This is a genomic window from Chryseobacterium sp. PvR013, assembly GCF_017833095.1.
Lineage (GTDB): Bacteria > Bacteroidota > Bacteroidia > Flavobacteriales > Weeksellaceae > Chryseobacterium > Chryseobacterium culicis_A.
This window is the reverse complement of the sequence record NZ_JAFIBT010000001.1, coordinates 34,955-61,649: the sequence shown is the minus strand read 5'-3', so window position 1 is coordinate 61,649 and position 26,695 is coordinate 34,955. Positions and strand designations below refer to the sequence as shown.

Genomic DNA, 26,695 nt, shown 5'->3' with positions numbered 1-26,695 from the left:
TCCGATTCTATTTTATAAAAATGTTAATTCTACTTCTTATACCCATAAACCAGAGATTATTGTAAAACACAGATTAATTATATTCCTGACTTATCAAGACCATTTTTACTATTTACTATTTACTATTTACTCCTTCTTACCACTTCTTTCACTCCACCTTTTGTCAGAATTATAGAATTGTAAAGCCCTGTGTTGTCCTGAATAAATTCAATGGTTCTGTCATTATTATCTGCTCTGAAAAATTTGGTTTTAGATTCCGGGATGAGTTCCATATCAGCATTGTTAAAATAAAGTTTACCATCAATTTTCAATATGTCTATTTTATCATACTTACCAATATATTGATCGTATAAATTGGGATCTATTTCAACCCGGTGATGTTTGTAAGGAAGCTCAACTTCTTTTCCCAATGCAATGGCGGAAAGTCCATAACTTATAATATAGGAAAATGATTCATTATTAGAAAGTACGGTCACAAAAAGTTTGTCGTCTGTAAAGCGGTTAAAGGAAGTCATTGTCCCGAAAAAGCCACCATCATGAGCTATTAATTGATGCCCGTGATTGTAAAACGGATTGATGATAAAGCCATAGCCCCAGTTTTCATCACCATAGGGCGTAAACATAAGTTTTTTCATCTGAGCAGAAAGAATCTCAGTTCCATATAAAGCCTTATCCCACAAGGCCAGATCTTCAACAGTAGAATAAACACCATCATGACCTACATTAATTTCCCAGTTGATATACGGATTATGAATAAGCCTGCTTTCTGTACGATAATAAGCCTTTGCTTTTTTTTCAACGATCGATTCGTTATTACTAACGCCCGTATTCTTCATTCCTGCCTTTTCAAATATATTCTTCCTTAAGAAAACAGCATACTTCTCCCCTGACACTTTTTCAATGATCTTAGCCAACAAATAATAGCCTATATTGCTGTATCCGCTTTTAGTTCCTGGAGAGAACTCATAAGGTATTTTCTTTATTTCAGCATAGGCAGCATCCTTGTCCATCGAGCTTAAGGCTATTTCTTTAAAACCCATAGCCAGCCCTGAAGTATGTGATAACAACATATGGATCGTAACACTATCGGCTTTGGGATAATCCGGTAAAAATGTACTCAGTTTATCATCAAGGGACAGTTTTCCTCTTTCTATCAATAGAAGTATAGCGGTGGCGGTAAATTGTTTTGTTACTGAGGCCAACTGAAATTTAGTATCTATCGTGTTTTTAATATTCCATTCGTAATCAGCCAAACCATAGGCTTTTTTTAGCAAAATACGACCATCTTTCGACACAAGAACAGTTCCGCTAAAATTATTTATTTCAACCTGAGCCTGCATATATTTTGCAAGGTTTTCTGACACATTTTTCTGTCCGAAAATAAGAATTGGGAATAAAAGTAATACTAGGATTGGCTTCATAAACTATTGAATGACATGATTAAGCTGCAATGTTACTACATAATCCATCATCATCATTGTATTTTTGTAAACCCTGCTAAATAAACATCCATTTTATAAGATCTTTTTCAAGTGTTGTTATTTTTGAAAAAAAAACTTTTGGCGTAAAACCTGTTAATTTTTTAAAATCCCTGATCATGTGTGACTGATCAAAATAATCTACACTATAAGACAACCCTGCTCTATTTTTGTCGTCAAGCTGGCTTTGAATAGCTGCCCTGAATCTGATGATTTTTTTGAACTGCGAAGGTGTTTTACAAATATGCTGATCGAAATGCTTGTTGATCGTAGTTCGTGACCGACCCGTTGTATAAGACAATTTCGTCATAGATTGATTGATGTTACTGGCATCGAACATTTCAGTCAGTACCTCAGCCAGCAAAACATTTTCAAACGGACGAAATTTTGAAAACCAATACAATTCTATCGCCTTGATTTTTTCAGTGTGATCTTTTAAGGAAAGAATATTTGCCATGGTTTCTTTATAATCCTCGTACGGACTAAAATCCGGAAAACTTCCCTCTGAATAATCTCTCAAATTATTCGGTATAAAAGCATTGATCCCCAATGGCTTGAAATAGGTCGTAATTTCATTGATTACGCCTTCATAGCTAACCAATACCGGTTCATTAAAATCACTTACCAGATTGGTTTCAATTGGGTTGGACTGGCAGTATCTGGTTGTTATTTTGTTTTTGGTGACCAGAGTTTCCGTGTTCTCACTAGCCGTGACAATGGTATAGATGCTCGGAAAGGTAAAATAAGTAGCTGAGGGTTCTTCAGAGGCTTGCTCAAGGATATAAAAGCATTCAATATATTTTTTGAGTACAGGGTTTTCAGGTCTATAGATTTTTATGGTCATCCTTTTTGGCTTTTAAATTTATGGGAATCCAGCTCAATTAGCCAATATCTTTTTTCCTGGATTATAAAAGGAAAGATACAAACTAAAATGCTCAACAGAATTCAAAACAAAACAGATATTGATAAAATATTAATTATGAAACACATATAATTAAAAATAGATTCAAAATCTCTTAACAATTAGTTCGATACACCAACCAGCAAGTTCACAAAAAGTCAAACAATTCATACGAAAGAGCTATATTTAAACAATAATTACCATGATATGCTAAAGCAAATCTTGAAAACACCTTTTATAAAAAATTGATTTATACAACACTTTTAAACATTGCAGTTTTCCAGGGATTCATCTTAGGCTTAGTTATTTTAAAGTCTTCCCTGTTCAATAGCAATTCCAATAAATATTTAGCCTATTTACTATTTACGCTTTCAATTATTTTACTGAATTATGTTTTTGAGCTTCATCATGTATTTGCCTCCTATCCTCTTCTACATTTTACAGACAATATCAATTGGGTATTTCTAATGCCTGCTTTCTTATTCCTGTTTATCATAAACCGGATTGATCATACCAGAAAATACAAACAAAAAAAATATTTGTGTTTTATCCCATTTGCCTTTTCCGCTGTCCTTAATATTATCAACGATCTTGATCATGTTGCAGGAGTTTATACCTTGTCTGAGTCAGGCATGGTTATCATCCAAATATTGAGTCTGATTCAAATTTTTTTAGCCATTACATTCATTCCATTCCTTCCCATTTACTCTTATTTTATGATAAAACATTTAAAAGATTCACAGGAAAAAAAATGGATACTTACCTTTTTGACAATTGTTTCTTCTGTGCTGTTTGTTTGGCTTATTACCGCTCTATCCGGCTTATTTTTTGATTATGATATTTCTTCCACAATGCGTGTCATAGCTTTATTTGCTACATTCATCATTCATTGGACAGCGTATATAGGTATTTACAAATATAAACTTGCCAAAAATAAAGATGCCATCTATAATTTACTCAATAATGATACCGCTGTTTTGTATACCCATCTGCCAGTGGTAGATAATAGCATCCCGCAAGAGTATAAGGAATCTATTACAGCAGATAATCTGTATTTTCAAAAACTGGAACTTCTTTGCAAAGAAGAGCACATTTATACCGACAGTACATTAAACAGAGAAAAAGTTGCCGAAAAACTAGGGATAAGCGCAGGGTATCTTTCACAAATTGTAAACACCATAACAGGAGATAACTTTGCCCATTATATCAACCAATATCGGGTGGAAGCGGTCAAGGAAATGATATCAGACCCGGAGTATGAAAACTATACTTTGCTGACAATGGGATTAGAAGCCGGGTTCACTTCAAAAACAACTTTCTATAATTCCTTTAAAAAGGTAACCGGTCAAACTCCCAATGAATATAAAAACACCATCAAATAAGTACCATTTTATCCAGTCTTAAGCTTTTGAAACCTGCTTTAATTTTGATTATATGAGTTTTGCACTCAAATAATTCAAATACCTTTTTTATGAAAAAAAAATTTTCACTACTCTTCATTTTGTTTGCTTTTTATACTGTCCAAGCTCAAAGTGAACGTGAAACCACTCCAAATTCTTATCAGAAAAAAAATGAAATTAAACTGAATCTTATCTCTCCGCTATCCGGTGCTGCGGAAGTAGGTTTTGAACGGTACCTCAACAAAAAATCATCACTGGGAATCTCTGCATTTTTCGTCTATGACAATACAAAAGAGAAAGACATGAATTACTTCATCTCCCCCTATTACAGATATTATTTTGGAAAAGAATATGCTTCCGGTTTCTTTGTCGAAGGATTTGGAATGTTCACCTCCATTGATGGAAAAAAAATATACGCAGCAGACAATATTACATTCACTGAAAATAAAGATGTTTATGATCTTGCACTGGGTGCAGGTCTTGGCTGGAAGCTGGTTACCAAAAAAGGACTTGTTTTTGAAGCCAATGCAGCTTATGGAAAACTGATGTTCAATGCCAATAAAACAGATCATGACCAGGTTATAAAACTTGGATTGAGTATTGGCTATCGGTTTTAATATCCAATATATCTAAAAAGGATAGCAGAAATTTTGTATGCAGTGGATACATTACAAGAAATGAAGAATACATAAAATCCTGACGAAAGTTGGGATTTGTAGATTATATAACCTTTGTTCATTCAAGCAATTATCTCACTGATAATCAAAACACAAAAAAAATAAATTATTCCCGTTGCTTTCAAAAATAAATCCTATACGAAATAGGAATTATTATCTTGAAAACATTTACTTATTTCGTTCACAAAAAATAAATTTATACTCTATTCTTATATTTTTCCCATAAACTTTTTGCATATTCACTGAAATATTTATATTTGCTCAGTCAAAAAAACTAATAAATTTATTTAACCATGAAAAGATTCAGAACAAATCTGCGTACGGTTTCTGTGTTACTTACACTAAACGTATTTTTAGCTTCATGCTCAAACAGCATTGATGATGCTTTAGGGAATTCACCCGAAAACTCCAAAACTGAAAAGAACCTTAACGGTCTTTCTTCAAAAATGGCCCAAGAATATTCCGGGGAAGAATTATTTGAAGGAATATTCTTTGCGTATGGGGATTTTGCCAAAAACATTGAATCTCACAAAGAGATCGTTGAAAAAGTAAATGCTGCGCCTGCTGATCAAAAAGATTTATTTAACAAGAGATTCAGCAATTTCGTTAAAAGTGTAAAAACGAAGGATGCCGATTATTTTGAAAACTTCAAAAAAGAGATATTGAGTGGTGATAACTCAAATATCCAAAATGCGATTAAAAATGGATCTATCCATATTTATGAAAATGTAGCTATTATCTTACCTGAGTTTCAGCCTATAATGGATAAGCTTGAGCAAGATGAGGAATTACAGAACATGGTAGCAGAAGGCGGAGAAATCAGCCCGGAAGATCTTAAAAATTTAAATGTTAAATATCAGAAGTTTTTAGCTCAGAACTATGATGTTGAAGCAATTCCTTGCTCGTGGGCTGTAGCATGTTTTTACTATGCAGCTTTAGCAATTCATAATACAGTTGCAGTTACAGCTAATCTTGCTGTTGCGGGAGCTGTTGCGATTTACTTAGGGGTTACTTGGTGGGGACCTAAACTAACAAGTCCTAGAAAAGGAAAATCAATAAGCGTTATGAATGAGGATTATTTAAAATTTGAATTATTTGTTCAAGAAATTGCTGATGCTTCACAAAATTAAAAACCTGTTTTTAAACCTTAGATACACTGCCTTAGCAGTGTGTCTGGGTTTATTTGCAATAATTTCATTTATTATTGTTCTTATTTCAAGTATTCCTTTTAACCCTATTCAGTATAAATTTAACTATGTAAGTCAAGTTTACACCTATGCTCCTCAAGGTTGGGCATTTTTTACCCGGGAGGCAAAAGAAGATCAGGTTTATATTTATAAAATTGAAAATAATAAGCTTGAGAAAATTAGCCAGAAACATGCGAACCTAAGCAACTTTATAGGGTTATCCCGTAAAGTATCAAAAATGACAATGGAAGTGGAAATCATTGCCACTATGCTGGACAAAAAGAAATTTCCTAAAACAACATGGAATTATGATGAAAATCTTTACGGTAAAATTCCAGATCAGTTTATTACCATTAAGAATCTCATAAAATCACCTATTTTGTGTGGAGATTATTTAATTGTTTACCATAGTATCGTTCCATGGGCATGGAGTAACTCAGCGTATAAAACAAGAATGCCCGCCAAAGTTATTAAAGTAAGAATAACATGTCAAAATTAAACACTATTGAAAATAAACTGAGAGCATTCGCTTTCACCCATGCACCTTATACCAATGTTGTGGGCTTATCAAGAAGCCTGATCGCACTGGGAACACTATTAACTCTTTTAATTAATCCGGTTGATACCATTTTTGTACGTAAAGTCTCTGGCAGCTTTATGATACCCACCTTGCAAAATGAGTTTGCCAGTAAAATCAACTTTTTTTATTTGCTTGGCAATCAGGATCTGGTCTTCATGAAATGGGGCGCAATTATTATTTTAGCCCTCGTTATCAGTGGTTATTTCCAAAAGATAACCTGCATATTACATTGGTGGATTTCTTTTAGCTTTTTGCATACTGCAGCAGTAATTGACGGAGGTGATCAGATTGCTACCATTCTGACTTTGCTTCTCATTCCTATTTGTATATTGGATAATAGGAAAAATCACTGGGACGCTAAAAAAGAAGAGCATCGTGCAACAAATCTTATTTCGATTTGCTTTCTGTATATGATCCGTCTGCAGGTGGCCATCATCTACTTCCATGCCTCTGTAGGAAAATTTGCACATCCCGAATGGGCTAATGGAACTGCTATTTATTATTGGCTTCATCATTCCAATTTTGGGATGCCTGATACTTTTAATTTTTTAAATCCATTTTTAGGAAACCCTTTATTTATTACATGTTTAACCTATGGTGTACTGATTTTAGAATTGTTACTTTTTTTAGCGTTATTTGCTAGCAGAAAGTACAGATTATCTATTCTGGTAGTGGCTTTAGTATTCCATTTCTTTATCATTATTTTCCATGGGATATTTTCGTTCTTCTTCTCGATTAGTGCAGCATTAATTCTGTATTTGTATCCAACAAACGAAAATTTCACATTAAAATGGTTTCAAAAAAAATAAAATTATTATTCTGCATTCCGTGCCTTATGGTTTTACTTTATACAGCCTATGTGCTCTATACGTATGATCGTATCCCCGAAATGATACCCATTCATGGATATGGTGATCATGTGGACGGATATGGAGATAAAATTTATTTATTTTTAACGATTGGATTGAATGTTCTGTTATTATTACTCATTTGGGTTTTGATTAAGATTCCGCAAAATCTCAATCTGCCCATTGAGATTAATGATGATAACAGAGAATCTGTTTTCCAGAATATACAGATATCTTTAGTTGTGCTCGCTGTTATTATCACGGTAATATTTTGTGTCTTATTTAAAGATACCGTATTTTAATTTTTTAGGAATGAAAAAGTATCTCAATTTATGTCTTCTTACCTTCTCTATTTTTACTTATTCACAAAGTAGAAAGGAAATCGGAAGTAATTTCATACAAGCCTTATTTATTGAAGGAAATGCTGAAAAAACGCATCATTTTTTTGATGAATCTGTTGCCCAGCAAATTCCAATTGACATTTTAAAATCTCTGCCGGGACAACTGGAAGGACAGTTTGGCAAATTTAAAAATGTTATTGAAGTCAATAATGAACAAGATACTTATTACTATTATTCTGAATTTGAAAAATCAAAACCTGATATTCAAATCACTTTTACTGATCATAATAAGATTATAGGTTTTTATGTATTGCCTCATAAAGATTTTATTAAGGAAGATGATAAAACAACGTTAAAAATAAAGAGTGACGGATTAGAACTAAAGGGTACATTATTGCAGCCGACTGAAGACAATAAGAAAAAACTTGTCATTTTTGTTCATGGTTCCGGAGCGAATGACCGAAATGAAACGGTAGGAGAAAACAGTCCTTTTAAAGATATTGCGGAATACCTGTTAAAAAATGGAATTTCGTCATACCGATATGATAAAAGAAACTATTCTTATCCTGCAAGCTTTGATGATCAGTCAACCGCTGAACAGGAAACAATCAACGATGCAGTCAATGTTTCCACCTATTTTAAGAAGAATAATGATTTTAAAGGATACCAGATCATTATTTTAGGCCATAGCCTGGGAGCTTATCTGATGCCCAAAATAGCTTCTAAAGCAGAGGTATCCAAATATATTTTCTTATCCGGAAATGCAAGACCTCTGCAAGATTTATTATTAGACCAGTTTGAATACCTTCATAAAATTGATGCTTCAGCGGTGTCAGATGAAAACATTCAGAATCTGAAGAAAGGGATTTCAATATTGAATTCCAGTACATTTAATGCAAATACCCCTAAAGAAGAATTACCAATGGGAATTCCGGCTGCTTACTGGAAATACCTGCAGAATTACCACCCTTTAGAAGAAGTAAAGCACATTAAAGTGCCTATGTTTTTTGCTCAGGGCGACAGAGATTATCAGGTAACTGAAAAAGATTTTATGCTCTGGAAGACTGCATTAAAAAATAATACTTCTGCAGAATTTAAGTTGTACCCGGGATTAAGTCATTTATACATTAAAGGTTCCGGCATCGCTTCTCCAAAAGACTATACCGTAAAAGGGAAAGTGGATGAGGTATTTTTAAGGGATTTGAAAAATTTTATTCTAAAATAACAGGCATGTCGGACAAACTGAAACAGCGACAAAAAATTTGAAAGTAAGTAAAACTAATAACTATTTAACATGAAAAAAAGTACCATTCTCTTTTCTGCAATTTTAGCAGTAATTGTGGGATCTTCATTTACCCAAGCTAACTCTAGTAAAGGTCAAAATCTAGATTTAAATGCTATCAAAAAAGGACATATCGTTGATGTTAAAGATTTACGAGGCCATAAGCAAATTGTAAATGTTGTCATAGACGGATCTATTGTAACCAATCAGGTTAATACAACAGATGTTATCGTTACCCAAAATTATGCGGTAGTAGGCACTTCACCAGGTACTGGGACCGGTACAGGAAAAAACACGAAACTCGCTAAACTGATCAATGATTATAAATAACCTTTAAAATTTAATAAACATGAAAAAAAGTACATTCCTGTTTTCAGCAGCTTTAGTCATAATCGTTGCCTCTTCATTTTCACAGGTAAACTCCAGCAGAGTTGAGGATTTAAACAATACAACAGGAAACAAGAACCATTCAATTTCAATAAAAGATCTAAGGGGTTACAAAAACAATATAATAACCGGTACATCTGCTACAGCTATGCCTGGAACATTAGATAATCTAGCTACGACAGATTTAAGTACAGGATATTTTCTATCAGGCCCTGGGACAGGAACAGGAACTGGTTTAGGGACTGGAAAAAACACGAAACTTGAAAACTTAATTAATCATTACAAATAATTTTTAAAACTTAATAAACATGAAAAAAAGTACATTCCTATTTTCAGCAGCTTTAGTAGTAATCGTTGCCTCTTCATTTTCACAGGTAAACTCCAGCAGAGTTGAGGATCTAAACAATACAACAGGAAACAATAACCATTCAATTTCTATACAGAATTTAAATGGCTACAAAAACAATATCGTTATTGGTTCATCCGCTACAGCTTTTCCTGGAACATTAGATAATCAGGTTACAGCAGATTCAAGTACAGGAATTATTCTATCAGGCCCTGGGACCGGAACTGGAACAGGTTTAGGGACTGGAAAAAATACAAAACTTGAAAATTTAATTAATAACTATAAATAGTCGTTAGCCTGAATCTTTTGAACCCTATGCTGTTCATCAGTTATCAATAAGGTTTTTTTTTACTATTCTCGAATAATAGTTTATTAATTTCCAATAAACTGTTGTTCGGGAATATTCTATATATAATTATGAAAAAACAAGAATTTCCTTTTAGAAAAAAGATTTATTTAACAATTACCTTTACCATAATTTCAATCATCCTGTTATCGTCTGTAAAAACAACAGTAGACAGTGTGTGCAATTATTATCAGTATGATAAGAATACTCCTTTAAACAATTTTCTAACCTCTGTTTATAATATTAAGCCTTTAAGAGTTTTTAATTCTTACACGGGTTTTGAGACCGGCTATGGTTTTTTTGGGACGAATGTATCCAGTGATTTTGTGATCATTTACGACCTGCTGGATAAACAAGGAAACAAGGTTGACAGCAAGAAATTTAAATTGAATACCAAAGAAGCCAGCGTTCGTTTTACTTCTTTAAACAGGTTATTTCTTGATAAACTGACGGGAGACAAAAATGAAATGTTTAATAAATATATTGACATCGTACTGAAAGAAATGTCAAAGCATATTTATAATCAATATAATGGTAAGTATGGGGTTCATCTCAAAGTATATCTTTACAACTACCCAACATTACAGGACTATGTAAAAGGCAAGAATAAGACAGAATTATTTTTAACTAATGAAATGACCTATACTAAATAATGGACAGAATTTATACTTTTTTCTTTACCCAGCAAAATAACAATTTCTGGCTTACCTTTTTCAGAATTGCGGTATCTTTACTCATCATCATTCATTTTGTATCTATATTACCTGATTTCAAAAATCTATATTCAGTAAATGAAGGGGTAATCGGGTATAATGTAACGGATATTTTTGTTCCGGATTACTTAATAAATTTACCCAAAATCATTATTTTTTTTGATACAATGGGGATTGCCCCTGATACGACAATTCTATCATTTAAAATACTCTTCCTGGCTGCTTTAGGTACGTTGTTATTAGGCTACAAACAAAACCTATCAGCACTTGTTGTTCTTCTTTTACAAATTGCTCTCGTAAAGAGTAACTCCTATTATGCTTATGGCGTGGATTTTTTCACCAGCATGTCTCTTTTTTATCTAGCCATCATTCCTCGTGATTTGTCATCAATCGCATTATCTCCTTTTAAACGATTATTTCAAATTCATGTATCAATCGTATACTTTTTTGCAGGTTTTGATAAGATCATTGGCACCAACTGGTGGAATGGAGAAAACATATGGAAGGCCATTAATTTACCTTTCGCTACCAATACATATGACATTACATTTCTAGGACATTTTCCTATCTTATTAACTGTTTTTGGACTGTTAACCGTTATTTTAGAGTTGACCTATCCTTTTTTTGTATGGCAGCCAAAAATTTCAAAATACTGGATATATTTAACGATTTTAATGCATGTGGGAATAGCATTTATATTAAATCTGTATTTTTTCAGTTCCATAATGATCATTTGGAATCTGACTTTACTGTTTTCTTTTAACAATGAAAAACCTACTCAGTCTTAATCTTACTGATTAAAAAAAATCCGTTTCAGTGGTGAAACGGATTTTTTATGGTAAAGATTATGTATTGGAATATTTTCAAAACCCATCGAAGGATTAGCCTTCTTTTTTACCTATATTTGGATTTGAATGGAAAATTAGGAGGTCAGCCCCAATGGAAACTAGAAATCATTCATCAGAAATCCTGAACACAGACTGAAATATGAGAATTGCAATATTCGGTGCTCATAAAGTTGGTAAAACCACATTAGCAGAAGAACTTCTGGAAAACCTTCCCGGATATACATTGGAAACAGAACCTTATTATCAAATGGAATCTTCAGGTTTTGAATTTTCAGAAGAACCCAATGCGGAAGACTTCGTTGAGCAGTTTAATTATTCCGTACAACTTATTTCCCAAAGCAGTAACGATGTACTATTTGACAGATGTTTCATTGATATCTTAGCTTATCTTCATATTCTTGATCCGCACCGAAATATTAAGCCTCTTTTTGAAAAAACCCAGGCCATGATTTCCGAAATATTTCATGATAAATTAGGACCTATCAAAAAAATCAGAGCAGAAATAATCTACTCTGATCGTGTATTGATTAGCAATTATTTAAATTCTTTTCAGAACAGATTATGAGTTATCTGAAAAGAGCATATCTTTTTCGGTTACTGTTTTTGCAGCCTTATCATTCACATACACAGGGATACCGCCTACCCAAGTTTCCAATACCGGAATATCTCTCATTTTCATATATTGCAACGATGGGGTATTTAATGAAAGAGGATCCTGATCCAGGATAACGAAGTCTGCAAAGTATCCTTCCTCTAACGACCCTACCCATTTATCCGCGTAACACTGCCAGGCAGCATCATAAGTAACCGCAATCAAAGCCTGCTCTGGAGTAAGACGCTCGGCGCTGTTTAACACTTCAATCTCCGTTGGATTCTTTTCCATGATTCTGGTAATCGACTGTTCCATCATTCTTAAAGGGCCTAACGGGCTTACCTCATTGTCGCTATGAAGGGTAATTCTCATACCAGCGGCAAGCGTTGATCCGCAAAGGTCAAGCATCTGCGCTTTCTCACCAAAGATCACTTCCTTAAAAGCATATCCCCAATAGCCAACATGCCCGATAAGGAAACTTGGAGAAACTCCCATCTGAAGCATATTGGTAATTTGATCGGCCGTCAGCAGCGAACAGTGTTCTATACGGTTACGAAGCTCACGACCTTTATATTGAGCAAGACTACGCTGATAGGCATTGATAGCAAATGTTACGGCCTGATCTCCATTGGCGTGAACCATTAGCGGCCAGCCTTTTACAGCCACCACCGTATTGATTAATGTATTATAGCTTGGCGGAATTGTATAGGCAGGAATACCTGTCTGCGGAAAATTAAATACCCCTGTATTATTAGCGGGATCACACAGGTAAGGAGCGCTCTGATAACCGGTGAGTCCTTGGTTGGAACCATCTGAAACCACTTTAATATGTCCGTAGTATACAGGTTTATAGTGTTCCGGTTCTTGATAAGGGTCAAGATTATCTACATCTGCCTGATTGGAACAAAGATATGCCCCGCCTGTTCTTACCCATTCAGGGTGAGTCTCGAAATATTTGGTTAAAAGTACTTCTGAACCCTTATTCAGACCCGCATCATACATAAAAGTAACTCCTCTTGAATTGGCTGTATTGAAAAGATTCGTAAGATACCTGTTAATCTCTATGCTCATCGCAATGATCTGCAGTTTTACCGTTTTCAATGCAGGAGTCATCTGTAAACCTTCCTGCAATTGGCCTTTGGTTTCACTGATATATTTATCAACAGTTTTATACTCGTCACTGATATCAGAATTATGTTTAAACACATACTCCAGTGCTTTGGTATTCAGATAAAGAGTATGCATAGAAGCACTTAACAGCATCATTGGGGTATCATGATTAATCGTATCGAGTATTACATTATCAATCGTTATTAGCTCTTTCTTACCATTTTTATCTTCAAAAGGCATTAACGAAGGATCTAATCCTCTTCCTAAAATAACAGCTCCGGGAATTTTAGGAATGTGATTGTTGATGATTGTTCCCACAGATGCCAAATCGTATATAGCTTTTAAATTCTGTCCTTCAAAAGGGCTCAGATCCAGCCAGCCATGCATCATTGCCGTAGGAACCATATGAACATGGGGTTCTATCAGACCAGGAAGTAAAGTTTGGGTACCGGTCAGTTCTCTTCTTTGAAATTCCTGATAATTCTCTTTCATATATGCTTCTACCTGATCTTTTGTACCGGTTACCACAACTTTTCCATCTGCAATCCCAACAGAAGGAACGGTGTCTGTAGATCCTCCAATCATAGGACGGATGGTTCCTCCGCTGATCATCAGAGTTTGTGGTTTTTCGTGGGTTGCTTTTCCGGAACCCGGATTTATTTTGGTCATATTTTCTGCACTGAAGAGTTCTTCTTTAAGAACATCTAGAACAGGATTGTGGCAAGAGCAATGCGTGCAGCCATGCGTGTGTGAATGTGATTTTTCCATAAGAATAATTGGGTTTAAAAGTGTGTGTAAGTTTAATTCTGTTTGTATCGATTTTTAATTGTGATATACATAGAAATACAAGCCTGTCATTGGATGAGGCTTATGATATAATGAGAATAAATAAGGATTGTTCTTAGAATATTATACTCAAGTAAATACTGGGATGTGAATAAATTTCATTTGTTTTCATGTTTTAGTTTATTTCATAAAAATAATAAAAATATCCGTTCAAAAATTATTTTATCACTTGATATTGATTAATTATTCACATCTAAATTTTTAATTTACAGCAGGTTGCCACTTAATTCACAATTCCGTTCTGAATCCTTGAAATGGTTAATCATGCATGGTATCTCAAAATTTTCACTCTTGAAATAGGATCAATCCTATTTCTTTCTGGTGAAATAACCCGTCAAATATCAATTACCGAAGTCTTTAAATGACTACATTAGCAAAGAATTAAAATGCGCTGAGATTTCTTATGAAAAATATATTCCGTGTATTGCTTATTTCAATGGTACAGCCTGTACTGGCACAAACCAAATTAGAAAAGGCAATTACCAATCTTGAGGATAATTACGAGCAGGAGAAAGTATATGTACTTACCGACAAATCCCAATATGCTGCCGGTGACAAAATATGGTTCAAAAGTTTCGTATTTGACGGATATAACCGTTCTCCATTATCTACTACCCTATTTGTTGAGCTGTACAATGCTGATAAAAAATTAATAGACTGGAAAACCATCCTGTTGACCAATGGGGAAGGCAGCGGAGATTTTCAGCTGAAAGAAGATCTTCCCGAACAGGTTTATTTTGTAAGAGCTTATACTCCTTACATGACTAATTTTAATGAAGATTTCCAAATTGTAAAAACCATTCCGGTTTATAATCCAGGCTCTGCGGAATCATTAGTTATTGCAAAAAATTCCGATTGGTCTGCAAAAGCATTTCCCGAAGGCGGAACTTTCATTAGTGGTATGCCTACAAAATTTGCAGTGAGGCTGTCATCCAATTCATCACTGCCGGAAAACTGGTCCGGAAAAATAATAGATTCTCAAAATCCCACTACTCCAATCACCACATTTAAATCTTTTGATAAAAATGTAGCCTCTTTTAAAATAACTCCGGCCTCAGGAAAAAAATACCAGGCCATTATTCAGGACAATACGGGGAAAAGTCAAACCATAGATCTGCCACAGGTTGCAGACAGCGGCCTTAATATTGAAGTTTCCAGTACTAAAGAAGGGATAAAATATGCTCTTAAAGGTGTTAATCTGAAACAACAGCTTCAGGGTTATAAAATTGTCGGAATGATCAATAACCACCTTGCCTACAGAGCGAATATCAATCAATTAACCAATGAAGCATCCAGTCTTATTCCTACAAAAATAAGTAATGGGGCGAACGGTATTTTACAGTTGGTTATTTTTGATGAACAGGATAACGTTGTAGCAAAAAGGCTTTGCTTTATCAAGCCAGGTAATTTAAAGATTGAGAAAGCGGAAATAATAGGCCAGAGCTTAAAAACAACGCCAAGAGCATTCAACAGCATTGACCTTTCTCCAGAGTCTTATTTTAAAAATTATACGGTTCTCGTAAGCGAAGATGATGGCACTCAAACTCCGGAAGAAGAAAATATCCTGAGTGGACTTTGGTTGACAGGAGATTTCACCACAAGAATAGACAACCCTGCACAATATTTCTCCAGGAATGCCAACAGTGAGGCTCTTGATGCCCTGCTTATTTCTGAAAACTGGAAAAGATTCGACTGGAATTCTGCACTCAGTGGATCTACACCCTCTATTAAGACCAAATCTGAGCAATATCTTTCCTACAGGGTAAAACCTATTAAAAACAATACAATGCTGGTGAACACCACTGTCAATTTAATATTGAGATTGGGTAAAAATACGCCTAGCTTTAATCAGTTTAAAACAGATCAAAACGGATATATTTATTTAAATAATCTCAATAATGACGAACCTTTAGACGTATCATTTTTTGTAAATTCAGAAAACAAAGAATCAGGGAAGGATGATTTGTTTGTCACCATAGAGCCGTTAGTTACGCCCACACCATTTAAAGGTAACTTCCCTGCTACCAAATACACATTGGTAAAGACCGATAAAAACAAGACGGTTTCTCCCAAAATCTCCAGAGCCATCAACACCCAAAAAAATATTAAAAAGAAAGAAAGTGCTGAAATACAGATTCAGGAAGTTGCTTTGGTAGGAAAAAAGAAAGATCCCACAGAAGAGCTGGATAAACAACTGTCCAGTGGAATGTTCAGTTCTGTCAATACCACCATATTTGACTTTGTGAACGAAAACCAGCATACCGGAGGATCAATGAATGTATTAGACTGGCTGCAAGGAAGAGCTACAGCCGGATTAACCTTTCAAAGAAACAGTTCAGGGATCAATGTACCCTCTATCCGCGGCCAGCAGGCTAAACTGTATTTGGATGAAATATCTACAGATGCCACCATGATTGCCAACATTCCTATCAGCAATATAGCGATGGTAAAAATCATTAAAGGATCAGGACTGGTAGGTGATGCCATAGCCGTCTATACCATGAAAGGAAATATGAAATCCAAAAGCAATGAAAAAGAAGCACCAAAGAACAATGCATCCATCATCAAAGGATATGATAAACCTTCAGAATTTCCTATTGAAATGATCGATGATAATGCTCCGGAAAAAATTGAAAGTGATACCCGCGAAACCCTTTACTGGAACCCGAATTTATTTGACAGCGATTACGTCCCTCCAAGAATTAAATTCTTCAACAACGACAGCGCCAAACAATATAAAGTACTGATCATAAGCTTTGATGAAGACGACAACATTCTTTATGACCAGCAGATTTTGAAATAATAAAAAGCCTTTCAGTTTTCCTGAAAGGCTTTTTAGTTTTGAAGAAGGAAGCTGGAAGAAGGAAGTGATGATGGTTATAAAGAATAGATATTTGTCTGTTTTTATGAAAGAATCAACTTCGTTAGTTTCATCTTTACTTCTTCAAAATATGACAATAATACTCTTGAATCTTTGCTTACAGAGACTATTAATCATCGTAAACTAAAATAACTTCTCCCCAATTCTCCAAAGTCTCACAATATAAAGGATCGAAATTAAGATTTTCGTTTTCTAATAATTAATTCCAGATTTACAATTAGAAAATGAAGGAAAACTCCTATTCCAATACAATAGATTATGATATAATGAAGAGTATATAATATATTAGCCATTGGTGTTAAAGGAGACATATTTCCTGTAAATATTGAAGATATACTGTACGGAAGTAATGTTGCAAAAGTCCAAAAATTATTTCTGTCTAATTCAGTCTTTTTAACTTTATAATAGTTAAGTTCCTTCTTAAGGTAGTTAATATCATTATTAATTAAACTTCCAAATTTCATAGAGTCTAATTCCACATGGCTTCCACTTCTACCTAACTTCTTTTTTAAAATACCATTTTTGTCAAATACATAAACAGTCGCCATAAAATCTCTACCAGTAATATTTAAATTAATATCTGAATGTATTATACTACCTTCTGTAAAAGTTAATTTCTTCAATTCATTTAATCGTCTGTTTAGGATTGTATTATTTGAGAGCTTAATATTTTCAAGATATTTAATCTCGTAAGGAATGTTCTTAGAATCTTCACTCAATTCATTCAGAACTGTCTGTTTTCGATTATCATGAATAGCAGTTTTAAATTCAAAACTTTCCGGATCTTTTTTGAGCATTAAGGTATACAAAAAAGGAAATACAACTAAATGCAATGTTAACATGATTGAAAGACATGAAATAGCATATTTAGATTTGTGATACTTCTGATATTTAGAAATCCGGTAGAGATAAGTAGAGAATGATAAAATAATTAAAATTAAAAATACTGTTGAAAAAAATTCGCCAACACCAAATGAGATATTAAGTAAGGTTAGTATCATATACGTTTTTTAACCGCAAACATACATGAGATCATAATACCTTTATTACGGATTACCATAATGTAAAACTCTCAACTTATGATAACTTTAGTCTGTTAAACAAATTTATTATGGAAACAATTAAAGCAATTAAACCTGGTCCAAAACCTGATAAGTCTGACGGAATCCCAGACAGAAGAAGAAGAGTAACACCGGAAACAAAACCAAAACATCCAGAACTAAAACCTCATAAGCACAAACCCGGAGATTCAAAATGATCAATTTTCCCAGCAAAACTGGGATTTTTGGTTTTATATAAACCGTACTTCTTGTACTAGATTGATATATATTAATAAAAACTATTGAAAAATAATCGACTATAAGTATTTAGGAGATTATACAAAAAAAACAAAAATAACCCCATTATAAAATGCATGACACATAAAGAAATTAGAAAAGCACATCTGGAAAATAATAAACTTTATGATCATAAAGACATTAATTTCCAAGAGTATATTAAAAAGCAATTTGAATTACTCAGTGAATTAGATAGAAATATATATAGATTAGAAAATATTCATTTAGAGCTTTTTAAAAATATAAAAACTTGGTTTAGAAAAAAGTTTTATAATGAAATATAAACTATAGTAGTTACAACCTCTCTTCCTCAAAAGATCTTCCCTTCTATTGCCCAAATTCCTTCGTATGATTTTATCGCCACATCACTATTCTAAAAAAAATCCTTTTCATTCGAATAATCTTTTGTACGGGAAACCATCCTTGTCAAGGTTTAAAACCTTGACAAGGATATCAAACGAAGTTCTTTTGTATGAGACTTACACTTTAAAGACAAAAACAGTACGCTGCTATTTTATTTTAGCCCTATGTAACGGTTCCAGAATATTCTTTTGCGGTTCCAGACCCATCCGGAGCAATATAAAACCCTTCCCTTGGGGTTTACCCATGAGAAATTAGGAATCACGGACCTATCGGCAGAACATAAAGACCTTAAAGGAGCATTTCAGAACCCCAAAATAGCGTTCCAAAACCTCAACTGAGATATCAGCAAACTATCTGTATTGTAAACAGCAGAAATTTTCCAAAAAAACATCATCTTTTAAAAGAAACTCTCAAATATTCCGTTTAATTCTTAAATTTGGCTTATGCGAAAGAATCTTTATTTCATCATTATATTATGTACGCTTACCAGTTGCTATACTTATCAGGTAAAAAAGCCAGTGGATCCGGCTGCCGGCAATAAGCAGGACTCTAAAAAGAATACAGCGATTGCCAATAATACCGCTCCTCAAATGAACACTACCGCTGCACCTCAAAGCTTGAACATCCAGCAGGCACCTGCTCCGGTTAATATTCAGGAGAAATTAGCTGCGGGTAAAAATGTTAAAATTGAAGTGGATAACAAGAGTTATAAAGTTATCGTTGACCGATGGGAAGGCGACAGTCTGGTAGCACATCCCGTTCGTAATGCTAAAAAAAGTTTGAAATTCCATAAGAACCAGATCAATAGCGAGAGAATTGCAGAAAAACGTTTTTCGCAGCCTATCGCTGATATCCTTACTGTTACGGCTTATGCTGCTATTGGCGTTGGAATCTATCTTCTTGTCAAATAGTTTTTTAAACTTCACTATTCTTCAAAGTCTCTCTATTTCAGACCAGAAAAAGTCTGAACACAGACAGATAAAAGAAGATCTTGATATAGTACCTAACAAAATAGACTGTCTCAAAAGACAGTCTATTTTTATGAATTATTTTTTGTTGGTTTATGGCCAGATTACCCCGGATTGCTTAGGGCTTGTCCATGGTTTTCCTGCCGGGCTTGTTCCCGGATGGGCAGCAAGACATTCACTTACCCATGTAGCACCCACAGCATGAGATTTCACTTTTTTTACAGAACAATAGGTAGTTCCGAAGTTATCTTTATACAGCTGGTAGTTAGGATAAGCACCTTTCGCTACTAACTCTTCATTATCCAGAAGTTCAACATCATCACCTACCTCAGCCGGATAATCCACAATAGCACCCAGAACCCATGCTATGGAATCTCTATTGTTACCCGCAACCAGACTTGGCGGAGGACTGAGTGTGATCTTAATTGTAGATTTTGATTGGTCTACAGAGTAAGAAGAAGAATAGGTAGATTCTTTAACACTCGCCAAAGGAATTCCTAAGAAAGAAAGCGTAGCGGAAGTAGACTGTTCAAAAGTTTTCTGAATACTCTTATAATCTTCACCCGTTACAGTGATCTCTACCGTAGGATAATTGGAAATCGCCACCCCGTTCAGTAAACCGAAAGGTCCTTCCGCATTGAATTTCATACCCGGATCCGGAGAAAATTTATATCCTGAGATATGTTTTTCTTCGTCTTTGTCTCTGCTGTTGATCTGCGCTTTACGGATCGGATCAAACCATGCCCAGTACATATTACTGGCTATATTAAAATCTGTTGGTCCAAAGTTAACAAGAGTAACTCCTGTAAACATCATTGATATTTTGATAGAGTTTTTACTTATCGCAATATCTTCACTGAAATAATTGGCATTGCCACCAATTCCCAACGTAAAGAAATCAAAGATAGGAATAGAAAAACCCGTTTTTCCCTCTACGGAAACCCGGAACTTGCTTTCAGATTCACGGTTGACTTCCATATCAATCTGAGCGGTCTGAGCGGTATTTTTAAGACCGTTTAAAATATCGCTAAGCGGTGTTGTCACCTGAAAAGCTGGTAAAATACTGTCGTCATTCAGCAACAGTCCGCCATTTTCTTTTTTAGGATTCTGTACATTCTTTAATGCTTTGGATAAGTAGCCGTTATTCATCGTCACATTGTTCTGCAGAGATATCGTAGCACCCAGCGCATCCAGATAATTAGCTAGCACAGGAATAATCGGTTTTCCGCTTGCCGGAGTCTTGTTCAGCAGAGCATCAAGATTATCACTTTTCTGAATCTGGTACAAAGTAGTAGCGGGATTCGCCCATTCTGTAGCAATTTTATCCATAATGATATCAATAGGCTGCATGGTGTCGGTAGCAGGAGGAAGCGTATTATAAGCAGCTACCCACGCATTAAGTAAAGCCATTTGCTGATCTGTAGCTCTTGTATGGGCATCATTCAGTACAGCGGTATCTTCTACGGATAAAGAATAGTTGACTTTTGAGAAAGCATCAATAAAGTAATTGGTAAATACCTGATCCAGCTGCACCGGCTCCGTATTGGCTCTAAGGTTGGAAGAGATCCAATCGTAAGTTTTCTTATTAAACTTCAGATTAGACGGATCCTGCCAGTAATAAGGGAAATTTCCTTTGCCATTGATGGTGATTGCGGACAGGTCTGTACTTAAAACACTGGAAAGAATATCATTGGCTCTGTCTTTCAGTTCTGTAATAATTTGTGATGCTTCTACAAAGGGAGCAACATTTTCTGGATTTTTCATGATGATAATATTTGGTATGGTTCCTACTCTTTTGTTGGCTTTTCGGATACTGCCGTTGTTCAGGGTTTGGAAGCTTCTTTTGAACATACCAAAGTAACGATGAAAAAAGACCGGATTTTAGGGTATAAATCTCTGATTTTGAAGCCAAGTATTTGTACTGTAGCGCATAGGCATTTTTACGTATAAAAAATAACCTTCTTAAAAATCTTCGCTTTTTCTCTTAAGCATACTCACGCGTTGAAATAAAAAACATATTTAAAATCAACAGGCCTTTCAGGTTTGAAAGGCCTGTTGTAAAATGAAGATCGTTAAGAATACAGATTGTTTTGAAAATAATGCATCAGCCCAAAAACCGCTGGCTCATTGTTTCCAATACAGTTTCTATTCCCTCTGTTCTAAGCCATTCATATTCTGCGGTTGCCAGATCACCAGCGATATAATGAACCTGCTGCTTGTGGTCTGTTGCTGCTTCATACACGATATCGGCAATAGTTTCAGGAGTATCCCGTTTCGCAGTGGAATCTGCTCTCATCGATTTAATATATTGATTGAAAACATTCTGGTAATCCGGATGGGAAACCATTTGGGCATTGCTTCCAAAATGAGTCTGCATATAAGCAGGAACCACTGTTTTGATACTGATCCCCCACTCTTTCAATTCATAACTCATGCCTTCTGACCATTTTTCAAGCGCTGATTTTGTTGCAGCATATACAGAAACAAAAGGATATGGAATGTTGGCTGTGGATGAGGTTACCGTAATTATTGTTCCCTTTTTTCTGGCTCTTAAATAAGGAAGAAATGATTTTGTAACCAGTATCGTTCCTAAAAAATTAGTATTGATCTGTTGGCTCAATTCTTCGTCTGTAGTTCCTTCAAAAGGTCCCATAAGTCCATAGGCGGCATTATTCAGTACTATATCTACAGGGCTTATCTTTTCTGCTTCTGAAGCAATTCCGGAAATCTGTTTCGGATCGCTGATGTCTAATTTCAGGAGATGGATATTGGGAAACTCTGTAAGCTCAGTTTCTTTTTCCGGATACCGCATAGCAGCAATTACCGTCCAGTTTTTTGATGCAAACAGCTTTGCAGCCGCCTTTCCTAATCCTGATGATGTACCTGTAATGAAAATCGTTGGGTTCATTTTTTCTTTTTTAAAATTGATATCACAAATGTGCAACGATAAAAAAAGAACCTGTTTACCATTTGGTAAAAAGCAGTTTACCGGATATTTTTTCTGATTCTGCTGAGTGACTGCTGGGTAATCCCAAGATAAGAAGCAATATATGACAAAGGAATACGGTTAACCAGTGTGGGATATTTTTCCATGAATTCCAGATAGCGGGTGGTAGCATCCTGAGCTACTAACGGGCTTACTCTTTCTAATTTCTGAGCGAGTGCTTTATTCGTGATTTTCTGAATGATATTTTCCCAGTCAATAATCGTATCTGAAATATCTTTCCAGTCCTGATTAGAAAACACAAGCAGCTGGCAATGGGTTGCAGCCTGTATATATTCTGTGGAAGGCACATTTTTCAGATTAAAAAGTAGATGGTTCTCTTCCAGAAAAATCTTGGTAATTTCTTCTCCTTTGCTGTTGTAATAACAGATACGAAGAATTCCGTCGAGAAGAAAACCTACCTGTCTCAGGACTTTCCCTGCTTCTGCAAAATACTCATCTTTGCTCAGCTCAATTTCTTTGGCTTTGCTTGTGATAAGGTCTATTTGTTGCTGGTTTAAATGACCAAATTGCAGGATATATTCTATAAACTCTTTCATTATGACAAAGTTAGCAATAGTTAAGGTAGAATATTTACCATTTGGTAAAAAGCAAGTTGGAGAAGAATTATAATAATTGAGAATGCATATCAATAAAACACTGCAGAGCTTTGGACTGTGGTCCGTCTTTTCTGAAAACAAGAATCGTATTCATCGTTCCCAGCTGTTTGTTCAGTCCATACGTCTTAATGCCTCTTCCTGCATAATATTGATTAACCACTTCCTCAGGCAATATGCTGACTCCCAGGCCAGCTTCCACAAAGTTAATGACTCCTTCAATAGAATTCAGGACCGTACTTTTATAATTAAGAATTCCTTTATGGCTCAGCCAGGATTCTAATCGTTCCCTGAAAATACAGCCTTCATCAAATACCACTATTTTCAGGGGTTCATTGGCGATGAGTGTCTGCAGATTCGGGCCTTTTGAGGAAGCCAGAATCACAAGCTGTTCTTCCTTAATACAAATTTTCTCCAATCCTTTGGCATTCACAGGGGCAGAAACAAAGGCTGCATCAAGCCTGTACTCCAAAACATCAGACAGTACTGAATCTCTGGTATCTGACTTAAATTCCAGCTCAATACCAGGGTATTTTTCATCAAAAGTATTGAGGATTTCCGGAACTTTTAATGCCATTGTTGTTTCTATACAGCCTATTTTCAGACAACCCCGGATGTTGTCACCGCTCAGAATATTGTTTTTTGCTTCTTCCACCAAATGCTGAATCTGTTTAGAATACTGCATCAGGATCATGCCTTCAGATGTAAGCTCTACTTTTCTTGAGGTACGTGAAAAAAGCTTGGTATTAAACTCATCTTCAAGACTTTTTATTCTTGCTGTAACATTGGACTGGACGGTAAACATGACAGAGGCTGCTTTTGTAAAACTTCCCGTTTCTGCTACGGCTTCAAATATTTTTAAATCGTGTATATTCATTTCAATTAATCATTATTAGTGATTTAAATCATTATAATTAATCGTTTTTAATAATCAAATATCCATATTAATTTTGAACTATCAAAAAAAATAAATGAAAATAATTTCAAGACAATTCATTGCAGGTTTATCTGTTGCCTTATTCACAGGTACGATGACCATGGCACAGTCCAATCAAAAATTACATTCAAACAATCACATTATGGAAAACTATCCTATTCATTATCGCAACATCAAAGTAAATGATCTTAACCTGTTTTACAGAGAGGCCGGCCCAGCCGATGCTCCCACGATCCTTCTTCTCCACGGATATCCTACCTCATCTCATATGTTCAGAAATCTGATCCCGATTTTGAGCAAAAAATACCATGTAATTGCGCCGGATCTTCCGGGATTCGGTTATTCTGATGCTCCGGATCATAATAGGTTCTCTTATACATTCGACAATCTTGCTGGAACGGTACAGGCCTTTGTAGACAAGCTGGAGATGAAACGTTTTGCCGTTTATATCTTTGATTACGGAGCTCCGGTAGGGTTACGTCTGGCGATGAATAATCCTGAGAAAATCACGGGAATCGTTTCACAAAACGGAAATGCGTATGAAGAAGGTTTAAGCGATCAATGGAATCCCATCCAGAAATACTGGAAAGATCCTTCACAGGCCAACCGTCTTGCCTTAAAAAACTTTGTATCTGAAGAAGTTACCCTGTTTCAGTATCAGCATGGTGTTTCTGATCCTTCATTAATTGCCCCGGAAGCGTATACCCTCGATCAGAAATTCCTTGACAGACCAGGCAATATAGAGATACAGCTGGATTTGGTAAAAGATTACAGAACCAATGTGGCTTTATATCCCAAATTCCATGAATATTTCAGAAAATATCAGCCAAAATTATTATTGGTGTGGGGAAACAAAGATCCTTATTTTCTTCCTGCCGGAGCTGAAACCTATAAAAAAGATGTACCGGATGCGAAATTAAAGTTTTATGATACGGGACATTTTGCCCTGGAAACAAATGCAGCAGAAATAGGTGCTGAAATCTTTGAATTTATGGGAACATTACCCCGATAAAATCTATAATCAGAAAATCATTTTCCTTAAAAAAAGAATAAGAGAAATATCTCACTATGAAAACAATTCTCATTACAAACTATGGCGGACCGGAAGTTCTGCAGCTTACGGAAATGCCTGATCCTGTTATAAAAGATCCGTCTCAGGTACTGGTAAAAGTAAGAGCAACCTCTATTAACCCGCTGGATTATCAGATCAGAAGAGGTGATTATGCATCACTTTTCGATCTGCCTATGATAACAGGGCATGATATTGCCGGTGATATTATAGCTGTAGGTGAATCCGTTAAAAAATGGAAACCTGGTGATAAGGTGTATTATTCCCCGCGTTTTGGAAGTTCGGGGAGCTATGCCGAGTATCATCTTACCGATGAGTCTTCATTATCCAGAATGCCGGATACTATCAGCTATGAGGAAGCTGCTTCTATTCCCCTTATTGGAGGGACAGTTTGGGAAATGCTTGTGGTAAGGGCTCAATTGAAAAAAGGAGACCGTATTCTTATCCTTGGTGGTGCCGGAGGTGTAGGAACATTGGCCATACAGGTTGCTAAATCATTGGGTGCTTTTGTTTATACCACCGGGCAAAATATTTTACATGAAAAACTAAAAAATCTTGGAGCTGATGTTGTAATTGATCATCATAAGGAAAATTATATTGAGGAAATCAAAACACATACGAATGGAAAGGGTGTTAATGTAATCATCGACACTGTGGGAGGAACTACCCTTTCAGACAGTCCGCTTGCATTAGCAGATTACGGTTCTGTAGTAACACTCGTTGATATTCCACAGCCTCAAAACCTCATCAATGCGTGGGAAAAGAATGCGACGTATCATTTTGTTTTTACCCGACAAAGCAGGGATGAACTTCACCATATCACTGAATTAATTGAAACCGGACATGTAAAACCTGTTATAGACAGCATATATTCACTTGAAGATGTCCAAAAAGCTCATCAAAGAATTGAGGATTCGAAAAGAGACAGACCTTTATTAGGAAAAATTGTATTGACCGTGTAATTATTTATAATAAGGTCATAAAATTTGAAAGCATCATTGAATTCAATAATGCTTTCAAATTTTTATATTCTCTGAAAGGAGATTCATCTTTATAAAAAATGATAAAGGAAAATGACATCACCTATATAAGCGGGCTTTGTACGATCTTTAATTAGCAGTTGAGCTTCTACGATTACTTTAACAGTTCCCCTAAGATCAATCACAGATTTTACCGTAGCCTTCAGCTTCACAGCACTATTTACCAGCACAGCTTCTCCGAATTTAAGATTTTCTATTCCGTAGTTGATCTCCATTTTTACATTTCTTACATCTGCAATCTGTTTCCAGAGATAAGGGATCAATGATAAAGTTAAATAACCATGAGCAATTGTTGACTTAAATGGCCCTTCTCTTTCCGCTTTTTCCTGATCAGTATGAATCCACTGGTTATCTAATGTAGCATTTGCAAATCTATCGATCTGATCCTGATCTATCAAATGCCAGGCAGAATATCCCAATACCTGCCCTTCAAGAGACTTATATTCATTAAAATTATTAATAATAATCATATCTTTTTCTGAACCTTTTGAGGGATTACAATATGTATAGCTCAATGATTATCACCGTAGCCGAGTGTATATCAACACTGCATATTTATTTTCCAGGCATCCGGCCTTAGTCTGTCAATATTCAGACCAATTGCTTCCTTATTTTTTT

28 protein-coding genes are annotated in these 26,695 nt (G+C 35.2%); 19 read left to right on the top strand and 9 right to left on the bottom strand.

Translation table 11 applies throughout. The annotated features are described in order from the left end of the window. Window positions 1-122: 122 nt before the first annotated feature. Together JOE44_RS00285 and JOE44_RS00280 are read right to left on the bottom strand one after the other, a co-directional pair. Window positions 123-1,421 (bottom strand): serine hydrolase domain-containing protein, encoded by a 1,299-nt coding sequence (locus JOE44_RS00285; protein WP_209783830.1) that lies wholly within the window; start codon window positions 1,419-1,421, stop codon window positions 123-125. 76 nt (window positions 1,422-1,497) lie between these two features. Continuing rightward, on the bottom strand, window positions 1,498-2,322 hold the full coding sequence (locus JOE44_RS00280) for a helix-turn-helix domain-containing protein (protein ID WP_209783829.1): 825 nt from the start codon (window positions 2,320-2,322) through the stop codon (window positions 1,498-1,500). Window positions 2,323-2,624: 302 nt separating this feature from the next. Between JOE44_RS00280 and JOE44_RS00275 the strand changes: the two genes are divergently transcribed. The 13 genes from JOE44_RS00275 to JOE44_RS00215 all read left to right on the top strand — a co-directional run bounded on the left by JOE44_RS00275 (window position 2,625) and on the right by JOE44_RS00215 (window position 11,899). Next, complete coding sequence (locus tag JOE44_RS00275; protein ID WP_209783828.1) at window positions 2,625-3,761, top strand: helix-turn-helix domain-containing protein; 1,137 nt, start codon at window positions 2,625-2,627, stop codon at window positions 3,759-3,761. 89 nt (window positions 3,762-3,850) lie between these two features. Further along, entirely contained in the window at window positions 3,851-4,396 is a 546-nt protein-coding gene (locus JOE44_RS00270) for a DUF3575 domain-containing protein (RefSeq protein ID WP_209783827.1), read from the top strand. Between the two features lie 353 nt (window positions 4,397-4,749). Next, window positions 4,750-5,586, top strand: a complete 837-nt coding sequence (locus tag JOE44_RS00265; RefSeq protein WP_209783826.1) for a hypothetical protein — start codon at window positions 4,750-4,752, stop codon at window positions 5,584-5,586. Continuing rightward, entirely contained in the window at window positions 5,570-6,142 is a 573-nt protein-coding gene (locus tag JOE44_RS00260) for an SdpA family antimicrobial peptide system protein (protein WP_209783825.1), read from the top strand. The genes JOE44_RS00265 and JOE44_RS00260 overlap by 17 nt, the downstream gene beginning before the upstream one ends. Beyond that, window positions 6,130-7,032, top strand: a complete 903-nt coding sequence (locus JOE44_RS00255; protein ID WP_209783824.1) for a sporulation-delaying protein SdpB family protein — start codon at window positions 6,130-6,132, stop codon at window positions 7,030-7,032. Before JOE44_RS00260 ends, JOE44_RS00255 begins: the two co-directional genes overlap by 13 nt. Before the next feature lie 26 nt (window positions 7,033-7,058). After that, window positions 7,059-7,373, top strand: coding sequence for a DUF1648 domain-containing protein (locus JOE44_RS00250; RefSeq protein ID WP_209783823.1), 315 nt, complete (start codon window positions 7,059-7,061; stop codon window positions 7,371-7,373). Between the two features lie 10 nt (window positions 7,374-7,383). Continuing rightward, window positions 7,384-8,637 (top strand): alpha/beta fold hydrolase, encoded by a 1,254-nt coding sequence (locus tag JOE44_RS00245; RefSeq protein ID WP_209783822.1) that lies wholly within the window; start codon window positions 7,384-7,386, stop codon window positions 8,635-8,637. Window positions 8,638-8,706: 69 nt separating this feature from the next. Beyond that, complete coding sequence (locus JOE44_RS00240; RefSeq protein ID WP_209783821.1) at window positions 8,707-9,024, top strand: hypothetical protein; 318 nt, start codon at window positions 8,707-8,709, stop codon at window positions 9,022-9,024. A 19-nt stretch (window positions 9,025-9,043) separates the two neighbouring features. Then, window positions 9,044-9,370 (top strand): hypothetical protein, encoded by a 327-nt coding sequence (locus tag JOE44_RS00235; protein WP_209783820.1) that lies wholly within the window; start codon window positions 9,044-9,046, stop codon window positions 9,368-9,370. A gap of 19 nt (window positions 9,371-9,389) precedes the next feature. Continuing rightward, window positions 9,390-9,716: a hypothetical protein gene (locus JOE44_RS00230; protein WP_209783819.1), complete on the top strand. Its 327-nt coding sequence runs from the start codon at window positions 9,390-9,392 to the stop codon at window positions 9,714-9,716. 128 nt (window positions 9,717-9,844) lie between these two features. Then, window positions 9,845-10,426: a hypothetical protein gene (locus JOE44_RS00225; RefSeq protein WP_209783818.1), complete on the top strand. Its 582-nt coding sequence runs from the start codon at window positions 9,845-9,847 to the stop codon at window positions 10,424-10,426. Then, the gene (locus JOE44_RS00220) at window positions 10,426-11,274 is read left to right on the top strand and encodes a hypothetical protein (protein ID WP_209783817.1); all 849 of its coding nucleotides are present in this window, start codon (window positions 10,426-10,428) and stop codon (window positions 11,272-11,274) included. Before JOE44_RS00225 ends, JOE44_RS00220 begins: the two co-directional genes overlap by 1 nt. A gap of 199 nt (window positions 11,275-11,473) precedes the next feature. Continuing rightward, window positions 11,474-11,899: an AAA family ATPase gene (locus tag JOE44_RS00215; protein WP_209783816.1), complete on the top strand. Its 426-nt coding sequence runs from the start codon at window positions 11,474-11,476 to the stop codon at window positions 11,897-11,899. On the opposite strand, the gene JOE44_RS00210 is transcribed toward JOE44_RS00215, so the two are convergent. After that, complete coding sequence (locus tag JOE44_RS00210; RefSeq protein ID WP_209783815.1) at window positions 11,894-13,804, bottom strand: amidohydrolase; 1,911 nt, start codon at window positions 13,802-13,804, stop codon at window positions 11,894-11,896. The genes JOE44_RS00215 and JOE44_RS00210 overlap by 6 nt on opposite strands. Before the next feature lie 481 nt (window positions 13,805-14,285). Here JOE44_RS00210 and JOE44_RS00205 point away from each other — a divergent pair, with 481 nt between their 5' ends. Continuing rightward, complete coding sequence (locus JOE44_RS00205; protein WP_209783814.1) at window positions 14,286-16,685, top strand: hypothetical protein; 2,400 nt, start codon at window positions 14,286-14,288, stop codon at window positions 16,683-16,685. A 254-nt stretch (window positions 16,686-16,939) separates the two neighbouring features. Here the strand turns inward: JOE44_RS00205 and JOE44_RS00200 are convergent, their stop codons facing one another. After that, window positions 16,940-17,764, bottom strand: coding sequence for a hypothetical protein (locus JOE44_RS00200; protein WP_209783813.1), 825 nt, complete (start codon window positions 17,762-17,764; stop codon window positions 16,940-16,942). Between the two features lie 110 nt (window positions 17,765-17,874). On the opposite strand from JOE44_RS00200, the gene JOE44_RS00195 reads away from it, so the two are divergent. From JOE44_RS00195 to JOE44_RS00185, 3 genes are all read left to right on the top strand, one after another. Next, window positions 17,875-18,021 carry a hypothetical protein gene (locus JOE44_RS00195; RefSeq protein ID WP_209783812.1) on the top strand — a complete coding sequence of 49 codons (147 nt, stop codon included), beginning with the start codon at window positions 17,875-17,877 and terminating at the stop codon, window positions 18,019-18,021. A 156-nt stretch (window positions 18,022-18,177) separates the two neighbouring features. After that, complete coding sequence (locus JOE44_RS00190) at window positions 18,178-18,384, top strand: hypothetical protein (protein WP_209783811.1); 207 nt, start codon at window positions 18,178-18,180, stop codon at window positions 18,382-18,384. Window positions 18,385-18,906: 522 nt separating this feature from the next. Beyond that, entirely contained in the window at window positions 18,907-19,374 is a 468-nt protein-coding gene (locus JOE44_RS00185; RefSeq protein WP_209783810.1) for a hypothetical protein, read from the top strand. A gap of 150 nt (window positions 19,375-19,524) precedes the next feature. Here JOE44_RS00185 and JOE44_RS00180 read toward each other — a convergent pair whose 3' ends face one another. From JOE44_RS00180 to JOE44_RS00165, 4 genes are all read right to left on the bottom strand, one after another. Next, window positions 19,525-21,195: a lamin tail domain-containing protein gene (locus JOE44_RS00180; RefSeq protein ID WP_209783809.1), complete on the bottom strand. Its 1,671-nt coding sequence runs from the start codon at window positions 21,193-21,195 to the stop codon at window positions 19,525-19,527. 340 nt (window positions 21,196-21,535) lie between these two features. After that, a complete protein-coding gene (locus JOE44_RS00175) occupies window positions 21,536-22,339 on the bottom strand; it encodes an SDR family oxidoreductase (protein ID WP_209783808.1) in 804 nt (267 codons plus the stop codon). Window positions 22,340-22,416: 77 nt separating this feature from the next. Continuing rightward, the gene (locus JOE44_RS00170) at window positions 22,417-22,974 is read right to left on the bottom strand and encodes a Crp/Fnr family transcriptional regulator (RefSeq protein ID WP_209783807.1); all 558 of its coding nucleotides are present in this window, start codon (window positions 22,972-22,974) and stop codon (window positions 22,417-22,419) included. A 67-nt stretch (window positions 22,975-23,041) separates the two neighbouring features. Continuing rightward, entirely contained in the window at window positions 23,042-23,908 is an 867-nt protein-coding gene (locus tag JOE44_RS00165) for a LysR family transcriptional regulator (protein WP_209783806.1), read from the bottom strand. Window positions 23,909-24,002: 94 nt separating this feature from the next. On the opposite strand from JOE44_RS00165, the gene JOE44_RS00160 reads away from it, so the two are divergent. Together JOE44_RS00160 and JOE44_RS00155 are read left to right on the top strand one after the other, a co-directional pair. Beyond that, window positions 24,003-24,980 (top strand): alpha/beta hydrolase, encoded by a 978-nt coding sequence (locus tag JOE44_RS00160; protein WP_209783805.1) that lies wholly within the window; start codon window positions 24,003-24,005, stop codon window positions 24,978-24,980. A 56-nt stretch (window positions 24,981-25,036) separates the two neighbouring features. Beyond that, window positions 25,037-25,999, top strand: a complete 963-nt coding sequence (locus JOE44_RS00155) for a zinc-binding dehydrogenase (protein WP_209783804.1) — start codon at window positions 25,037-25,039, stop codon at window positions 25,997-25,999. 89 nt (window positions 26,000-26,088) lie between these two features. On the opposite strand, the gene JOE44_RS00150 is transcribed toward JOE44_RS00155, so the two are convergent. Further along, window positions 26,089-26,547 (bottom strand): MaoC family dehydratase, encoded by a 459-nt coding sequence (locus JOE44_RS00150; protein WP_209783803.1) that lies wholly within the window; start codon window positions 26,545-26,547, stop codon window positions 26,089-26,091. Window positions 26,548-26,695: the final 148 nt, after the last annotated feature.

Coding starts and splice junctions, on each gene's coding strand:
- JOE44_RS00285 (WP_209783830.1), bottom strand. CDS start 1,421: ATGAAGCCAATCCTAGTATTACTTTTATTCCCAATTCTTATTTTCGGA.
- JOE44_RS00280 (WP_209783829.1), bottom strand. CDS start 2,322: ATGACCATAAAAATCTATAGACCTGAAAACCCTGTACTCAAAAAATAT.
- JOE44_RS00270 (WP_209783827.1), top strand. CDS start 3,851: ATGAAAAAAAAATTTTCACTACTCTTCATTTTGTTTGCTTTTTATACT.
- JOE44_RS00265 (WP_209783826.1), top strand. CDS start 4,750: ATGAAAAGATTCAGAACAAATCTGCGTACGGTTTCTGTGTTACTTACA.
- JOE44_RS00260 (WP_209783825.1), top strand. CDS start 5,570: ATGCTTCACAAAATTAAAAACCTGTTTTTAAACCTTAGATACACTGCC.
- JOE44_RS00255 (WP_209783824.1), top strand. CDS start 6,130: ATGTCAAAATTAAACACTATTGAAAATAAACTGAGAGCATTCGCTTTC.
- JOE44_RS00250 (WP_209783823.1), top strand. CDS start 7,059: ATGGTTTTACTTTATACAGCCTATGTGCTCTATACGTATGATCGTATC.
- JOE44_RS00245 (WP_209783822.1), top strand. CDS start 7,384: ATGAAAAAGTATCTCAATTTATGTCTTCTTACCTTCTCTATTTTTACT.
- JOE44_RS00240 (WP_209783821.1), top strand. CDS start 8,707: ATGAAAAAAAGTACCATTCTCTTTTCTGCAATTTTAGCAGTAATTGTG.
- JOE44_RS00235 (WP_209783820.1), top strand. CDS start 9,044: ATGAAAAAAAGTACATTCCTGTTTTCAGCAGCTTTAGTCATAATCGTT.
- JOE44_RS00230 (WP_209783819.1), top strand. CDS start 9,390: ATGAAAAAAAGTACATTCCTATTTTCAGCAGCTTTAGTAGTAATCGTT.
- JOE44_RS00225 (WP_209783818.1), top strand. CDS start 9,845: ATGAAAAAACAAGAATTTCCTTTTAGAAAAAAGATTTATTTAACAATT.
- JOE44_RS00220 (WP_209783817.1), top strand. CDS start 10,426: ATGGACAGAATTTATACTTTTTTCTTTACCCAGCAAAATAACAATTTC.
- JOE44_RS00215 (WP_209783816.1), top strand. CDS start 11,474: ATGAGAATTGCAATATTCGGTGCTCATAAAGTTGGTAAAACCACATTA.
- JOE44_RS00210 (WP_209783815.1), bottom strand. CDS start 13,804: ATGGAAAAATCACATTCACACACGCATGGCTGCACGCATTGCTCTTGC.
- JOE44_RS00205 (WP_209783814.1), top strand. CDS start 14,286: ATGAAAAATATATTCCGTGTATTGCTTATTTCAATGGTACAGCCTGTA.
- JOE44_RS00200 (WP_209783813.1), bottom strand. CDS start 17,764: ATGATACTAACCTTACTTAATATCTCATTTGGTGTTGGCGAATTTTTT.
- JOE44_RS00195 (WP_209783812.1), top strand. CDS start 17,875: ATGGAAACAATTAAAGCAATTAAACCTGGTCCAAAACCTGATAAGTCT.
- JOE44_RS00190 (WP_209783811.1), top strand. CDS start 18,178: ATGACACATAAAGAAATTAGAAAAGCACATCTGGAAAATAATAAACTT.
- JOE44_RS00185 (WP_209783810.1), top strand. CDS start 18,907: ATGCGAAAGAATCTTTATTTCATCATTATATTATGTACGCTTACCAGT.
- JOE44_RS00180 (WP_209783809.1), bottom strand. CDS start 21,195: ATGAAAAATCCAGAAAATGTTGCTCCCTTTGTAGAAGCATCACAAATT.
- JOE44_RS00175 (WP_209783808.1), bottom strand. CDS start 22,339: ATGAACCCAACGATTTTCATTACAGGTACATCATCAGGATTAGGAAAG.
- JOE44_RS00170 (WP_209783807.1), bottom strand. CDS start 22,974: ATGAAAGAGTTTATAGAATATATCCTGCAATTTGGTCATTTAAACCAG.
- JOE44_RS00165 (WP_209783806.1), bottom strand. CDS start 23,908: ATGAATATACACGATTTAAAAATATTTGAAGCCGTAGCAGAAACGGGA.
- JOE44_RS00160 (WP_209783805.1), top strand. CDS start 24,003: ATGAAAATAATTTCAAGACAATTCATTGCAGGTTTATCTGTTGCCTTA.
- JOE44_RS00155 (WP_209783804.1), top strand. CDS start 25,037: ATGAAAACAATTCTCATTACAAACTATGGCGGACCGGAAGTTCTGCAG.
- JOE44_RS00150 (WP_209783803.1), bottom strand. CDS start 26,547: ATGATTATTATTAATAATTTTAATGAATATAAGTCTCTTGAAGGGCAG.